Genomic DNA, 15748 nt, shown 5'->3' with positions numbered 1-15748 from the left:
CATGAATTACCCCTGTTCCGTGTCCTGGTTGTAAGTTTTTCATGGATAACAAGTTACAGTGGGCTTTTCTCCGTATCTCCGTGTCTCCGTGGTGAAATTGTTTATGAATGATACCGGCTGGTCGAAAGGAACTGTTCCATGAAACGAAGGTCGTTTTTATCCGGCGCGGCTGCGGGAGGTATTTCCCTTGTTGCCGGAGGGTGTTCCATCCTTGGCACGCGGCGTAAGGTTATCAGGCCGAAGCTCCATGAGTTCAACCCGGACATGCTCACAGTCACCGTGCCGAAACCACCCGCGGGGACCATGCCGATGGGTGAAGTCGGCAAAACGGGAATCAGGGTATCGAAGTTCACCTTCGGCTCTCATATTCCGCCGGGACTCATCCCGCTCGAAAAAGAGCGAAGGCAGATGATCCGTGCGGCATTCGAGTACGGGGTCAATACCATCGATGTGTATGACAACCAGTACGAGGCCATGCCCGGACACATCGAGCCCTTCAAAAACAAGGTCGTGCTCTCGACCATGGGCGGCCGGACGGAGAAGCGGGGCGCCGAGGAGGAGCTTGAATATATCCTGCGGCTTTTCAGGCGCGACCATATAGACCTTGTCCGTATGCACAGCCACACTCCTGACAGGCCCAACTGGCCCGACTGGGAGGTTCTCTTCCGGCTCAAGGAGAAAGGCTATATCCGCGCGGTCGGAATGCCCATTCATTTCAAGCCCGAACTCGATACCGTTCTCGATACATATCCCATCGATTTTGTCGTTTTCCCCTATAATTTTTATCACAACATCGTCTATACCGGTAAATTCCCCGGCGATTACGAGCCGGTTGCACGGAAGCTCCGCGACAAAGGGGTCGGCGTGATCACCATGAAGCCCTTCGCGAGCGAATGGTTTATCTCGCACCTCATCCGCGCCGCGAATGAGATGGAGCCGGAAAGCGGGGCGAGCCTTCCCCGGGCCATGCTCAGGTATATAATCAATTCCGGCCTCAAGCCCGACACCACCATGGCGGGGATGTGGACGCTCAATGATGTGTACGATGGCATGACCGCGTATTTCAATCCCGTGATGACCGTCGATGAGAAACGGCTGCTCGATAAACTCCGGAAGTACGCGAAACTGACCGAGGATGCCTGCCTGCCCGACCATTACCGTTTCCTCGATCAGTGGGCTCCCCGTCAGCACGCTGTTTGAGGCCCGGCTCGTACGGATTGAGGATAGATACACACGTGGGTCTTCTCCTGTGATGCTAATAATAGTGTCAGGGAGAGAGTGCGTCAAAAGCAGTTGTTTTTTATAAATAGATGTAATCAAATCATCATAATATTTGCTTGACATTTTTATTTGATACCAATAATTTGCATAACATCATGAACTTAGAATACCACAGTATACGAAGCCCTTTTGTCGGGTTGTAAGCCGGTTTATACAGTCTTTTATAAATATTATTCAGGCGAGCGCTTTGCATCGTCCCGAACTGCACAATTGAGCGGATATCGATGAATCGAAACAAGTTTCTCCCCATCTTTTCCTCTCATCTCGCGCCCGTTAGGCAGAAGAAAGCTATTTTTCAAAACCATGAATGATGATGTTTTAAAAAGTGGAAAGTATTTATGAATCGTTCAATATATTTCGACTCCATTGAATCAGATCTCAGCTACCTTGCTAATCGCCTAAATATGCGAGGGGGCTTGAATATTCTGGACTTAAATCTGCATTCAGAGAATTTTTATCTGCATTTTCTAAATCTACTTTTTGGTTGGAAGCTTCAAAACCTTAATGTTACACATCATAATGCGGCAGGTATTGATTTAGTTGATATCACAAACAGAATCGTTGTCCAGGTTTCTGCCACAACAACCAAACAGAAGATTGAATCAGCCCTTGCAAAAGACCTTTCCACCTACAAGGACTATTCCTTCAAGTTTATATTCATCTGCAAGGAAGCGAATAAGTTACGAACCAAAACATTTTTAAATCCGCATAATCTGAGATTTTTGCCCGCCGATGATATTCTTGATATCCACTCTCTTTTATTGCATATTAATACGATGGACATAGACCAGATGAAAGAGGTCTATGATTTTCTAAAAAGAGAGCTCAAGAAAGAACCTGACCCAGAGAAAGTAGAGTCCAATCTGACGACAATCATTAAAATTCTTTCAAAAGAGGATTGGAGTCCAGGGGTATCAGGCTTTGAAAAAGTACCGTTCGATATTGAAGCAAAGATCTCGTACAATCAACTGAACAAAGCCAGAGTTTTTATCGATGACTATAAAATTCATTATCATCGTATCGATAATATTTATTCAGAATTTGATAGGCAGGGCGCTAACAAAAGCCTTTCGATTCTCAATGGTATCCGTACGGAGTACGTCAAATTAGGCTCAGTTGATTCTCCTGATCAATGTTTTTTTTCGATTATTGAAAAGGTTGTCCAGAAGATTCGGGCGAGTGCCAATTACACACCTATACCCGATGAAGAACTTGTGTTATGTGTTCAGATTCTCGTTGTGGATGCCTTCATTCGTTGCAAAATTTTCATAAATCCTTTAGGGAATACCGATGCTCGTTCCTGACAACATTCATCCAGAACAGACCATTTACTTCAATGGTGCTTTTGTTCTGAAAGCGATCCAAGAACATCGGGTAATGGATATACTCGATTTATACATACAGACAACAGTTGAGCGTGAAATGAGCCTGCCAGTTTTTATACTGTGTCTAGATTGGCTTTTTCTCCTCAATCTGGTCATATTGAATGACCACGGCGAGGTGGAACTATGTTCTTGAAGTCACTGACCATTACACATGGGGATGGCGCCATAATACGAGACATCCTATTCCACCCAGGTCTTAACCTAATCGTTGACGAAACACCCTTTGTAAGTGGCAAAGAGACCGGCAATAACGTCGGTAAGACAACGGTTCTGAAGTTGGTTGATTTCTGTCTTGGTGCCAAAGCGAAAGGTATATACTCCGACTACGAAAACAAACGGAACGAGTATAAACTTGTCAAAGATTTTCTTATTAACAACAAAGTGCGTGTTTTGCTGGTTCTCAAAGATGACCTTTTGCATGAAGAATCTCGGAAAGTGCTCATTGAACGAAACTTTCTGACCCGTAAAGACAAAATTCAAAGCATAGACAGCAAAAATAAAACTGATGACGAGTTTGAAGAAACGCTAACCAATCTTCTGTTTCCTGGTCATTATGGGAATAAACCGACATTCCGGCAAATAATTGCACACAATATCCGCTATAAAGATTTAAGTATAAACAACACTCTCAAGAATCTTGACAGTTTTACTCGTGATGATGAGTATGAAACGCTTTATCTCTTTCTTTTTGGCTGTGATTTCGAGGAAGGAGATACCAAGCAGGAGTTGCGATCTCAAATCGATATCGAGGAAAAATTCAAGAAACGCCTTGAATCTGAACAGACAAAATCGGCATACGAAACTGCGTTGGCCCTTCTTCAATCAGAGATAGAAGAACTTGAACGTCGAAAGGCGTCACTCAACCTTAATCCAGATTTTGAATTGGATTTGGACAAGCTTAACAGAATAAAATATCAGATAAATCTTTCTTCTTTTGAAATTGGCAGACTTGAACTGAGGAAAGAATTGATTTCAGAAGCCCAGAGGGAGATACAATCAGGTGTATCTACAATAGATCTAAAGCAGTTACAGCAGATCTATCAGCAGGCAACATCTCTGGTGAGTGGAATTCAAAAGACCTTTCAGGAGTTACATGAATTTCACAACCGAATGGTGGAGTCTAAAATTCGGTTTATTGCACAGGATTTGCCAAAGATTGATGCTAAGCTTACCGTTCAACGTGAGCATTTGAACCGCCTCTTGGTTGAAGAAGCCGAATTAAGTACCGCTATCACCCAAAGTGATTCCTTTGATGTGCTTGAACAATTGATTGTAGAGCTTAATGCCAAATACCAAAAGAAGGGAGAATATGAAAACACCTTGCGTCAATTGAGCACTGTAGAGTCTAAACTTACGGAACTCAATAAAGAACTCTCAGTAATCGATAATGACCTATTTTCCGATGAATTCGCCCTAAAAATTAAAGAACAGGTCAACAAGTTCAACAGACATTTTTCATCTGTGTCGTATGAGTTGTATGGTGAAAAATATGCATTGAAGGTTGATCCAAAAATAGTAAAGGGACGCCGACTCTATGAATTCACGGCATTTAACACCAATTTCAGTTCGGGGAAAAAACAAGGTGAAATTTCCTGTTTTGATATCGCTTATACGCTCTTTGCCGATGAAGAGAATATCCCATGCATGCACTTTCTCCTCAATGATAAAAAAGAACTAATGCATGATAATCAACTCCTGATGATTGCCAATCTTGTCAATGCAAGAGGGATACAGTTTATTGCATCAATTTTGAAAGATAAACTGCCGGAGGAATTGAATAAAGATGAGTATTTGGTTCTAAAATTATCACCGGAGGATAAACTTTTCAGGATTGAGAGGGGAGTTGATACCTAACAATACGCTATACCTGCAAGGAGCTACGCACCGCTGGTGATAAATCGTTTGGTTTTTTTGATTATCATTTTTACCCTCTGCCCCCCTCCTCATCCTCTTTTTCACTGGCGCCCCCCTAAAATTCACGATGAACTGTATTATATGTAATACATTGATTATAAATAGAATTTACATGATTATTGATGGTGTTTTTCAGCCCCCGTTGAAAAGCCCCACGGTCACAACCGGTTTTCGGAAAAAGAATGGGTGCTGTCCGAGCGAGCCGTAGGCTCGTGAGTTCACACATTCCCGAAAAACGGGCAGTGAACGGGGAAACAGGCTTTTCTAGGGGTGCCCTTTCCTTGGTTACTTCCTTTGGGCAAGCAAAGGAAGTAACATATTAAAAAGTAACATATATAAAAAATGTTATAAAAAAAGAGGGTTTGCCATCCTCTTTTTCATCCTTGCCATCCTGTCCTTTTCTCTGTAAACTTATTTCAGGACAAAACACTGGATATTGACATCATGGCGCGAACATCGCCTGTCAGGCATTTAATGTGTCTCGACTGCTAATTCTTTGTTCGATATGAAAAACATGAAAGCGAAATACAAGCACACAAACATCGTTGCCAGAGACTGGCGGGCGCTTGCGAAGTTTTATCAGGACGTGTTCGGGTGCATCCTTGTTCCACCCGAGCGGGACCTCTCGGGCAAATGGCTGGACAAAGGCACGGGTGTGAAGGATGCCCATTTCACGGGTGCCCACCTTCTTCTTCCGGGTCACGGGGACAACGGGCCGACACTGGAAATCTACCAGTACTGTCACAACGAGCCTCGATCGGCCACTGCCGCCAATCAGGAAGGCATCATGCATCTTGCCTTCGAGGTCGATGACGTAGACCAGGCAGCTGCGGAAGTCCTGAAGAATGGCGGCAGCAAAGTCGGTGATATCACTTCGTCCGAAGTGGAAGGCGTCGGCCTTGTGACCTTTGTCTATCTTGCCGATCCGGAAGGCAATATCATTGAGCTTCAAGCATGGAAATTAATCGTCGAACCATGATATCCACTCAGTAGTATCCGGTATAAATTGTAATAATGTAGTGGGGACAGGTCGCGCCTGTCCCAACGCGAAAATCATGTAAACAGGGCTTTTACTGATATGTGGATTGTTTTGGATATGATTGCTACCCCTTTTCTCCACACGAACCACCCCGCCATCCCCTCTTTCATCCTTGCCTTCCTGTACTTTTCTCTGTAAACTTATTTCAGGACAAGACGCCCCCCTTAAAAAGGGGGGATGCCGGAAGGCAGGGGGGATTTTTATAAGACCGATTATTCAGAGATTAAGAGGATGGTTTATTAATAAATCCGCGTCCTATTATATTTTTAAACACATCGGGATACATCCATCTGTCCTTATCACATACTATCACTTCGGAGCGTACATCATGACCAACACCAAATATCTTTCAATGCTTGTCATTCTTCTCCTGGTCGCCCTGCCGGTGACCGCGGAAGAGGGGTGCTACTCGATCGTCGCGGGAAGAAAAGCCACCGCCGATGGCAGCGTGCTGTTCGGGCACAACGAGGATAACAATCCAAAATTCGTCGCCGGGCTGCGAAAAATCGACCGCGTCGATTACAAACCGGGGGAACAGGTGATACTCCCGGGCGGGGGACGGATTCCACAGGTGCCGACAACATGGGCGTACTGGTGGCTCCAGATGCCGGAGCTCGACTACAGCGATGGCTTCCTCAACGAGCATGGCGTCGCTGTCGCAACCGACAACTGCCAGTCCCGTGAGGACAATCCGCAGTTGACCGATGGCGGAATCGGGGGGCCCCTTTTGAGACGGCTCGTGGCGGAACGGGCGCGGACCGCGCTCGAGGGAGTGAAGCTTGTCGGAGCGCTCGTCGGGCAGTTCGGCTATACTGCGAGCGGGAGGACCATGATAATCTGCGATCCCCGCGAGGGATGGCTCGTCGCGATGGTCAACGGCAAGCACTGGGTGGCGCAGCGTGTCCCCGATGACATGGTGGCGCTCGTCGCCAATACCTATACGATCCGCGAGGTCGATCTCGCCGACACCCTCAATTTCCGTGGTTCGCCCGACCTGATCGATTACGCTGTCAAACGCGGGTGGTATAATCCCTCGGATGGCCCGTTCAGCTTCGAGAAAGCCTATGCCGACCCTAAAACACGGGATAACATCGCGAACACCCACCGTCAGTGGAGCGGTCTCAGACGGCTTTCCGCGGATACGGTTCCGGCGCCCGAGGATGCACGGCTCCCCTTTGCGGTCAAACCGAATACCCCGCTGACCGTGCGGTACATCACCACGGTTCTCCGCGACCACTACGAGAACACGCCCTACGATCCCCCGGATTATGTGGCCGCGCCCGCTCACAAGCGTCATACCTCGACCATCTGCGGCCCGTACACAAATTCATCGGGCGTGTTCCAGCTTCGCCCGAATATGCCGGTGGAGATCGGCGCGGTCTGGTGGCTGGCGATGTGGCAGCCCTGCTCGACGCCGTATATGCCGCTGTATGCGGGTATGGAGAGGGTTCCGGCCGAGCTCCGGTTCGGCGGCGACCTCGGTCTGAGTTGTGCGTTCTGCGTCTCCTCGCCGGAATTCGGAACGGCATACAGTGTTTTGGGCGATCTGGCAAAATGGGTCAATAGTGATTATGCGGCGCGGATTCCCGCTGTCCGGGACCGGTGGCGGGCGTTCGAACAGATGAGTTACGATCTCCAGCCTCCGTTCGAGCGGTTTGTGAGCGACCAGTGGAAAACCCAGCCTGCCCTCGCGCGGGAGATGATGAGCCGTTACTGCGAGGGAATCGTCGCCGATGCGGTTCAGAAGGCGCAGGCGCTGCTCGCGGTCGGCTCCCTGGATACGCCAGTTCAGGTCAAGCCCTCCGGCGCGCGGTAAACACGCCGGGGAACGGCCTCCCCTGTGAATGTTCGGGGTATGCGGAAAAAGAGTATTGGAGAAGATTGCATATTCTGTATATTTGCTGGCCATCCCCCAAAAAATCACGTTGAATTGTATTGTATGTAATACATTGATTATAAATAGAATATAGACAATTTAAGCCTGTGAATTAATAAACCCGTTGAAAAGCCCCGCGGTTACAACCGGTTTTCGGAAAAAGAATGGGTGCTGTCCGAGCGAGCCGGAGGCTCGTGAGTTCACACATTCCCGAAAACCGGGCAGTGAACGGGGAATAAGGCTTTTCACGGGGTGCCCTTTCCTTGGTTACTTCCTTTGGGCACGCAAAGGAAGTAACATATATAAAAAATGTTATAAAAAAAGAGGGTTTGCCATCCCCTCTTTCATCCTTGCCTTACTGTCCTTTTCTCTGTAACCTTATTTCAGGACACTATAAACCTTCCTGAATTATTCAGGTTTCTTCAGCCAGTCTTCCCACTGTCTCACGGGCATCGCCGAGGAGTATGATTACATTACGCTGCCGGTAGAGGGGATTGTCGACTCCGGAATACCCCGGTTTTGTATCGATATTACAGATTACGACATGTTTCGCTTCGCCGACCGTCAGGATAGGCATGCCGTATATCGGTGTATTTTCAGCGGTTATTGCCGCTGAATTTACCACATCGTTTGCCCCCACGACAACTGCGACATCGGTTTCGGGGAAAAACGGGTTGATATCGTTCATCTCGTAGAGCCTGTCGTAGGGAATATCCACCTCCGCGAGCAGCACGTTCATATGGCCGGGCATCCGTCCTGCAACGGGATGTATGGCGAAACGCACCTCTTTTCCCTGCGCCTGAAATTTGTCGAAAAGTTTTTTTACCTGTTCCTGCGCCTGTGACAGCGCCATGCCGTAACCGGGCACAATCACGATGTTTTTCGCCTCGGCAAGATGCGACAGTGCTGCCTGGTAATCATCCGGCTTCACCACCGGGCCGTCAATTTCAGGTTCGGATATCTCCGCCGGACGCCGTTCATGCGAATCCCGGCCGGGTGACTCCTTCTGAACCGTTGTTTTCCCGAGTATGACATCGAGGAGAGAACGGTTCATGGCCCGGCACATGATCCTCGTCAGGATGAGCCCGGCTGATCCGACAATTGCGCCGACCGCGACAAGCAGGGAGTTGTTGATGGCAAAGCCTGCAATAGACCCTGCAAGGCCTGAAAGTGAATTGAGGAGCGATATGGTGACGGGCATGTCTGCGCCGCCGATCCTCACCGTAAACAGCAGACCGAAAACAAGAGCGCTCACGAGGATAATACCGGCAAACGCACCGGACAGACCGGAAGGACCGAACGTAACGAGTATAAGTGACATACCCGTGAGAACCAATGTCGCCGCGTTCAAGAATGTATGACCTTTCAATACTACCGGTTTCTGGGCAATCCTGCGGTCAAGCTTTGCTGCAGCAATCATACTTCCGCTGAATGTCACACCACCGACAGCCAGCGCAAGAGCGCCCGTGAACAGCGTCGAGACATCCTTCTCCGAAAAAGCGGTGAGTACAATGAATGCGGTCACAGCGGATGCGCCTCCTCCGAGTCCGTTCAAAAGCGCAACAAGCTGGGGCATCTGGATCATGGCGACTTTGACTGCAAGGACATATCCGGCAATCCCGCCGACAGCGATCGACATCCAGAGCACACCATTGCTGACAATGCCGTTGCTTATAAGCGTTACAACGACCGCGCCGAACATGCTGAGCGCGCCGAGGAGATTTCCCCTCACCGCCGTACGGGGCGAGTTCATGAGCCGTATACCCCACAAAAAACCGGCCGTAAACAGTACATCGAGCGTGACAGAGAGAACGCTGTTCATTTCCGTTTATCTCCGGAACCTTTTTCCCTGAACATTTTCAGCATACGGTGGGTGACATGGAAACCGGCAACGATGTTTATCGTGGCCATGACAATCGCGACAGCGCCGAGAATCTCGCTGTCCAGACGTACCGCACCGGCAGTGATGACGAGGGCTCCGATCAGTGTGATACCCGACAGCGCATTCATACCGGACATCAGCGGCGTATGGAGAAGACTCGGAACATCGCTGATCAACTTGTAACCGATTGCAGTCGCAACAATAAAAATCACTGTCAATACAATCATGATGCTGGTCCTGCCTTTCAACTACAGATGCATCGCTTCGCGGGCGCCGGTATGGACAATTTCGCCGTCGATAGTGAGGAGGCACGCTGCAATGATTTCATCGTCCCTGCCTGCGACAATCCTGCCGTCCTTTATGAGATTATCGACAAAATTATACATGTTGTTGGCAAACATCCATGTCGAGCTTACCGGCACCAGTCCGGGGATATTCTGTATGCAGAAGATGGTGACACCGTGCTTTTCAAAGGTTTTTCCGGCTTCCGATATTTCACAGTTGCCGCCCTGATCGATAGCGATATCCACGATTACCGAACCCGGTCTCATGGATTTCACCATCTCCCCGGTGATGAGTACGGGAGCGAGCTTGCCCGGAATAAGCGCCGAAAGGATAATGATATCCGACTGGGATACGCGGTCACGTAGCGCCTCACGTTCCCTGGCAATCCACTCATCGGAAAGGTTCCGTGCATATCCGCCCGCGCCCACCGCCAGTTCCTGCGGAACGCCGGTATCGACAATTTTCGCGCCGACGCTTTTCGCCTGCTCGCAGGCATCATGACGAATATCGGTTCCATACACGACTGCCCCGAGCCTTTTTGCCGTCGCTGCTGCCTGAAGTCCGGCGACACCCGTTCCGATGACAAGAACCGATGCCGGCTGAATCATTCCCGAAGCCGTTCCCATCATGGGGAGAAATTTCGGCAGTTTGCTTGCAGCGATGAGCACGGCTTTATAACCGGCAACCGTGCTCATTGATGTCAGGGCATCCATGGACTGAGCCCGCGAAATTCTCGGGATCGAGTCGAGGGTCAGCGAAGTAACTCCCCGCGCGGCCAGAGATTTTACCATGGTGTAATTTCCGGGAAAAGCGGGATGAAGAAATGCCACGAGGTATTGCCCTTTCTTCATCATGTCGACCTCGTGCTTCCCTTTCGCCTCATTATAATGCGGCTCCTTCACCTTGAGAATGACAGTGGCTCTCCCGAACAGGTCCTCCACATCGCCGACAATCTCCGCTCCCGCATCACGGTACATGTCATCGGAAAAAAAAGAGCCGATACCCGCTCCCTTTTCCATGAGGACATGTGCCCCCTTGCCAGTCATTTTACGGGCGGTGTCGGGTGTTACCGCAACCCGCAGCTCACCCTCGAGTATCTCCTTCGGTACAGCGAATGTAATACCTTGAAAATCCATTATTTCCACCTTCCTCTCACAATTGCATAACACAACAGCGTCCGGTTCCGAATGATTGATAACAATTCGGAAAACTGCATAAAATCATTACAATCACCGTTGACTGTTATTGAAATCCCGTATCATACTGCACAGCTTGTCCGCCGGAATCCACTGACCGAAATTCTTGAGCACGACAAACGTCTCGGAATCCCTGACACCCTGCACTTTCGAAAGCTGGTCGGTGACAAAATCCACGAGGGTCTGCCGCGAGGGGGCAAGCACCATGGTTACGATGTCGTATCGCCCCGTCACAATCATCGTGGTGAGCACCGACGGGAGCTGTTCTATCGTTTCGGCGCTCTCGCTGAGACGGCGGCCGTCGATCTTGACCCCCACGATTGCGAGATAGGACTCGGGAAATGACTCGATATTGGCCTGCGCGGCGACACGGAGCACACCGCTGTCAAAGAGACGGCTCAGGCGCTGACGGACGGTTCCTTCGGCGATTCCGAGACGGCGGCCGATTTCCCTGTTCGACAGCCTCCCGTCAACGCCTAAAATATGCGCTATTTGAGTATCAATGGCATCCATTTTACGCATTTTCTCCTTTTATGGCTAAAATAACATTAATATGCGTAGATTGTCAAGGCAAAAATGATGAATAGTATTTAATCATCATGGTTATGCTGCACCGTTTTCTGGTGACCCTCAAAAATCCACAATGAATTGTATTGTAATAAATTGATTATAAATAGAATATATACCATTAATGCCTGTGAATTTATAAACCCCTTGAAAAGCCCCCCGTTCACGACCGGTTTTCGGAAAAAGAATGGGTGCTGTCCGAGCGAGCCGAAGGCTCGTGAGTTCACACATTCCCGAAAAACGGGCAGTGACCGGGGAAACAGGCTTTTCACGGGGTGCCCTTTCCTTGGTTACTTCCTTTGGGCACGCAAAGGAAGTAATATCTAAAAAAGTGTTTTTGAAAAAATGGGGGGTGCCAGTGCAACGTTTTCCCTTGTTCATTACCATCAAACTTTATACTTTATATTCTTGTATATTATGAGCGGATTCAACATGATATTTGTAGTGTATTATATTTTAATAGTACAATACGGGAGCATACTATGACAGGAATTCTCTATCATGATGATTACCTCAACCACATTACCGGAATCGGCCATCCCGAGCGTCCCGGCAGAGTCACCGTCATCACCAAGGCCCTGAAACAGGAGAAATACCGGGACAGACTGGTGTGGGACGAGCCGCGGTGCGCCACAACAGATGAAATCGGGTATGTTCACAGCCAGTCGTATATCGAGCATGTCAAAACAACTTCCGCAGCCGGCCCTCAGTATATCGATTCTCCCGATACGCCGGTTTCAAAGGGTTCCTACCAGGCGGCGCTCCGCGCGGCGGGAGCGGTAATGACCGCTATCGACGGTGTTGTGGATAAAAGATACACGACCGCCTTCTGCCCGGTCAGGCCCCCCGGTCATCATTCACGGTATTCCATGGCCATGGGCTTCTGCCTGTTCAACAACATCGCCATCGGTGCGCGGCATCTGAAAAAGAAGCACAACATCCACAAAATCCTTATCGTCGATTTCGATGTTCATCACTGTAACGGCACCGAGGAAATGCTCTCGGGAGACAACGATATCCTCCTGTTCAGCATCCATCAGCATCCGCACTATCCCGGAACCGGATTGTCGACCCGTCTCTACAGCCATTCGGGCGGTGTGCTCAATGCTCCTGTCCCTCCGGGTGCGGGTGAGGAGGAGTACATGCATGTGTTCAAGGGGCAGCTCGCCGACCAGGTCAACATGTTCATGCCGGAATTCGTGCTCATGTCCGCCGGGTTCGATGCGCACAAGGATGATCCTCTCGGAGACATCAACCTCGAATCGGACTCTTTCTACCGTCTGACAAAAGAAGTGGTGAAATTCGCCGATATGTACTGCGATGGTCATATCGTATCCACCCTCGAGGGCGGGTATGAGTTCGAAGCGCTTGCCGAATCGGCGGCATTCCATGTCGATGCCCTTCTCGAAGCAGGGGGTTCGTGAATCGAACAATTCTGTTATGATATTTTTTAGGAGGAATAGTGAAGGTTCTTGTTATAAACTGCGGCAGTTCATCGGTTAAATATCAGCTCATGGACACCACCGGCGAGCATGTTCTGGCAAAGGGAATTGTCGAACGTATCGGATTTCAGGATGCTATCTTTACCCATATCGCAACGGAAGGCCAGAAATGTGTCCGGACACTGCCGATCGAAAACCACGATGAGGCCATGAAGCATGTCCTTGCAGCGCTTGTTGAGGGTTCGGGCGCCGTGCTCGGCAACCTTTCGGAGATCGGCGCGGTCGGCCACCGGTTTGTCAACGGCGGCAGGCGCTTCTGCGAATCGGTCGCGGCAAACAAGACAGTGCTCGGCGAAATCCGCGGTATTCTCGATATTGCGCCGCTCCATAATCCGGCGCATCTCCTCGGAATAGAAGCCTGTATATCGGCAATGCCCGATATTCCGCAGGTTATCGTCTTTGACACGGGGTTTCATTCCAAAATTCCTCCAAAGGCATATATGTATGCCCTGCCTTATGCATACTACGAAAAATATGGCATTAGACGGTACGGTTTTCATGGGACATCCCATTACTATGTTTCCTCGCGTGCGGCTGAGATTCTGGGGCGGCCCTACGAGGAGATGCGAATCATAACATGCCATCTCGGCAACGGCTGCTCGATCGATGCTGTCCATGGCGGTCATGCGGTCGATACATCCATGGGATTCACTCCCCTCGAGGGTCTCATGATGGGAACGCGGACCGGTGATATCGATACCGCGGCGCCGCTGTATATCATGCGGAAGGAAGGCATCTCGCCCGATGAGATGGACTCCATCATGAACAAAAAGAGCGGTCTGCTCGGTGTTTCGGGTATTTCCCCGGACATGCGCGAGGTTGCGGCTGCCGCGGAATCCGGCAACGAACGCGCCGCCCTCGCCCTCGATATGTACTGTTACCGCATCAAAAAATATATCGCGTCATACATGGGAGTGCTCGGCGGATGCGATGCCCTCGTTTTTACCGCCGGTGTCGGCGAGCACAGCCCTCTCATCAGGAGTAAATCGTGCGAGGGTCTTTCGTTTCTCGGCATAACGGTCGATGAGGAAAAGAACTCCCGCGCCATAGGAGGTGAAGCCGGGATTAACCGCAGCGATTCACCGGTAAAAATTCTGGTAATACCGACAAACGAGGAAATCGTCATCGCCCGTGAAGCCGAGCGCCTCGCCCGCAAGCGCGACAAGTGATGCCGTTTTATTTTGGAAGCATTGTGATAAAGTCCGTAAGTATGGATAAATGCTGTCAGGGTCTGCGCGAAGTGACGATTCCCGATTAATGATTCGGGGACATGTTTATATGCTGGCGCTCCCCCCAAATCCATGACTTTTTGTAATAAACAGCATAACACCTCTTGAGCTTCTGATTATTCAACCCCGTTGAAAAGCCCCGCGGTCACAACCGGTTTTCGGAAAAAGAATGGGTGCTGTCCGAGCGAGCCGAAGGCTCGTGAGTTCACACATTCCCGAAAAACGGGTGGTAAACGGGGAAAAAGGCTTTTCACGGGGTGCCCTTTCCTTGGTTACTTCCTTTGGGCATGCAAGGGAAGTAACATCTAAAAAAGTGTTCTTAAAAAAATGGGGGGTTGCCACCGATTTACATACCCTTGACAGCATCGAAACAATACATTTCATTATCGGGCTCGTGAAAAATATACTTTTTCACAGCCCCCTTGATTATCCTGATAGATAACATATTGCAGGGAATACTTCATGTCTTGTCGCTTTGTTGTTTTGAGCGATACCCACTTCACCGCCCCGCCCTCATCCTGTGAAAGCACCTGGTGGAACCGGACAACGGAGCGTTTTTCCGAATGCATGGGGGAAGCTCTTGTCAGGCTTGTCAGGAAACTCGACCCGGATTTTGTCGTCCACTGCGGTGATCTTGTCGGCGTATGTTCCGGCGGGAGTTTCGATTTCGGAGCGGCTGTCATGGATCGTTTCGGCTGCCCCTGGTATGCTGTTCCCGGAAATCATGACACCTGGTGCTCCGCGCCCCGCGCCCGTCTGAAAGAACGGTACGGAATTACCGGTCAGTCCTGTTCGTATGTTCGTGATCTCGGCGGCCTGCGCTTTTTCTTTCTTGATACGGCGTACTGGTACGGGTATGACGGGAGTGTTTCCCCGGTTCTTGACCGTGAGAAGTATGATTCCGGTGCGATTAAAAGTATCGGGCCTGCCGAAGCCGATAAATGCTGGCTGGAGAACGGGCTCGTGCGCTCGGAAATGCCTGCGGTTCTGGTAACGCATGCTCCCGTTGCCTTCCGGGAGGCTTATCCGGCTGCAACACTGCCTGGGGGTCTTCCGGTTGAAAGTCCTCTGACATACCCCCGGCGTTTCATCGATGATATGATCGGCCGTGAAGAGCTCCTGAGCCTTGTCCGGGGCAGCACTGCGGTCAAGGCCTGTTTCGCGGGGCACTGGCACATCCACGATGCATTGAAAGATCATGGCGTATGGCACATCATGACCGCCGCGCTCAGGGAGTATCCCTACGAAATCCGTCTCGTCGAATTCAATGCCGGTGTTTTCGAAATGAGCACTCATGAGCTCGATTTACCGGAACTCAGAGAATTATCCTATGTAAAGGAATGGGGTAACCGGTGGGTAAGGGGGGAAAAAAACGTACGGTTCCTGAAATGCGTGTTCCGCTGAATCGATTAAATTTTTTTTCATTGGTGATAATACTATACCATGTAAACGGTAATGACTGTAAATCCTGACCATCCCCCGAAATCCACAATGAAATGTATTGCAATACATTGATTATAAATGGAATATAGACCATTAAAGCCTGTGAATTTATAAACCCGTTGAAAAGCCCCGCGGTCACAACCGTTTTT

Annotated in this window: 12 protein-coding genes; 8 read left to right on the top strand and 4 right to left on the bottom strand. The window is 49.6% G+C overall.

Annotated elements, in window-relative coordinates; all coding sequences use genetic code 11:
• The first annotated feature begins 138 nt into the window (after window positions 1-138).
• The 5 genes from LLG96_18395 to LLG96_18375 all read left to right on the top strand — a co-directional run bounded on the left by LLG96_18395 (window position 139) and on the right by LLG96_18375 (window position 7435).
• Window positions 139-1200, top strand: a complete 1062-nt coding sequence (locus tag LLG96_18395; GenBank protein ID MCE5252176.1) for an aldo/keto reductase — start codon at window positions 139-141, stop codon at window positions 1198-1200.
• Window positions 1201-1619: 419 nt separating this feature from the next.
• Window positions 1620-2585 carry an SMEK domain-containing protein gene (locus LLG96_18390; protein ID MCE5252175.1) on the top strand — a complete coding sequence of 322 codons (966 nt, stop codon included), beginning with the start codon at window positions 1620-1622 and terminating at the stop codon, window positions 2583-2585.
• Window positions 2586-2789: 204 nt separating this feature from the next.
• Window positions 2790-4520 (top strand): DUF2326 domain-containing protein, encoded by a 1731-nt coding sequence (locus LLG96_18385; protein ID MCE5252174.1) that lies wholly within the window; start codon window positions 2790-2792, stop codon window positions 4518-4520.
• Window positions 4521-5094: 574 nt separating this feature from the next.
• Entirely contained in the window at window positions 5095-5559 is a 465-nt protein-coding gene (locus LLG96_18380; GenBank protein ID MCE5252173.1) for a VOC family protein, read from the top strand.
• A 388-nt stretch (window positions 5560-5947) separates the two neighbouring features.
• Window positions 5948-7435: a C69 family dipeptidase gene (locus tag LLG96_18375; protein MCE5252172.1), complete on the top strand. Its 1488-nt coding sequence runs from the start codon at window positions 5948-5950 to the stop codon at window positions 7433-7435.
• Window positions 7436-7907: 472 nt separating this feature from the next.
• Here LLG96_18375 and LLG96_18370 read toward each other — a convergent pair whose 3' ends face one another.
• From LLG96_18370 to LLG96_18355, 4 genes are all read right to left on the bottom strand, one after another.
• The gene (locus tag LLG96_18370; protein MCE5252171.1) at window positions 7908-9317 is read right to left on the bottom strand and encodes an NAD(P)(+) transhydrogenase (Re/Si-specific) subunit beta; all 1410 of its coding nucleotides are present in this window, start codon (window positions 9315-9317) and stop codon (window positions 7908-7910) included.
• Entirely contained in the window at window positions 9314-9604 is a 291-nt protein-coding gene (locus LLG96_18365) for an NAD(P) transhydrogenase subunit alpha (protein ID MCE5252170.1), read from the bottom strand. Before LLG96_18365 ends, LLG96_18370 begins: the two co-directional genes overlap by 4 nt.
• Window positions 9605-9625: 21 nt before the next feature.
• On the bottom strand, window positions 9626-10798 hold the full coding sequence (locus LLG96_18360) for an NAD(P) transhydrogenase subunit alpha (protein MCE5252169.1): 1173 nt from the start codon (window positions 10796-10798) through the stop codon (window positions 9626-9628).
• A 93-nt stretch (window positions 10799-10891) separates the two neighbouring features.
• Entirely contained in the window at window positions 10892-11371 is a 480-nt protein-coding gene (locus LLG96_18355; protein MCE5252168.1) for an Lrp/AsnC family transcriptional regulator, read from the bottom strand.
• A gap of 536 nt (window positions 11372-11907) precedes the next feature.
• On the opposite strand from LLG96_18355, the gene LLG96_18350 reads away from it, so the two are divergent.
• The 3 genes from LLG96_18350 to LLG96_18340 all read left to right on the top strand — a co-directional run bounded on the left by LLG96_18350 (window position 11908) and on the right by LLG96_18340 (window position 15560).
• Window positions 11908-12849, top strand: coding sequence for a histone deacetylase (locus LLG96_18350; GenBank protein ID MCE5252167.1), 942 nt, complete (start codon window positions 11908-11910; stop codon window positions 12847-12849).
• 38 nt (window positions 12850-12887) lie between these two features.
• Window positions 12888-14096: an acetate kinase gene (locus LLG96_18345; GenBank protein ID MCE5252166.1), complete on the top strand. Its 1209-nt coding sequence runs from the start codon at window positions 12888-12890 to the stop codon at window positions 14094-14096.
• A 522-nt stretch (window positions 14097-14618) separates the two neighbouring features.
• Window positions 14619-15560, top strand: a complete 942-nt coding sequence (locus tag LLG96_18340; protein MCE5252165.1) for a metallophosphoesterase — start codon at window positions 14619-14621, stop codon at window positions 15558-15560.
• Window positions 15561-15748: the final 188 nt, after the last annotated feature.

The sequence above is a fragment of the bacterium genome (genome assembly GCA_021372535.1).
Taxonomy (GTDB): domain Bacteria; phylum Latescibacterota; class Latescibacteria; order Latescibacterales; family Latescibacteraceae; genus JAFGMP01.
The sequence above is the reverse complement of the archived record's forward strand: the minus strand, read 5'-3'. Positions and strand labels throughout refer to the sequence as shown.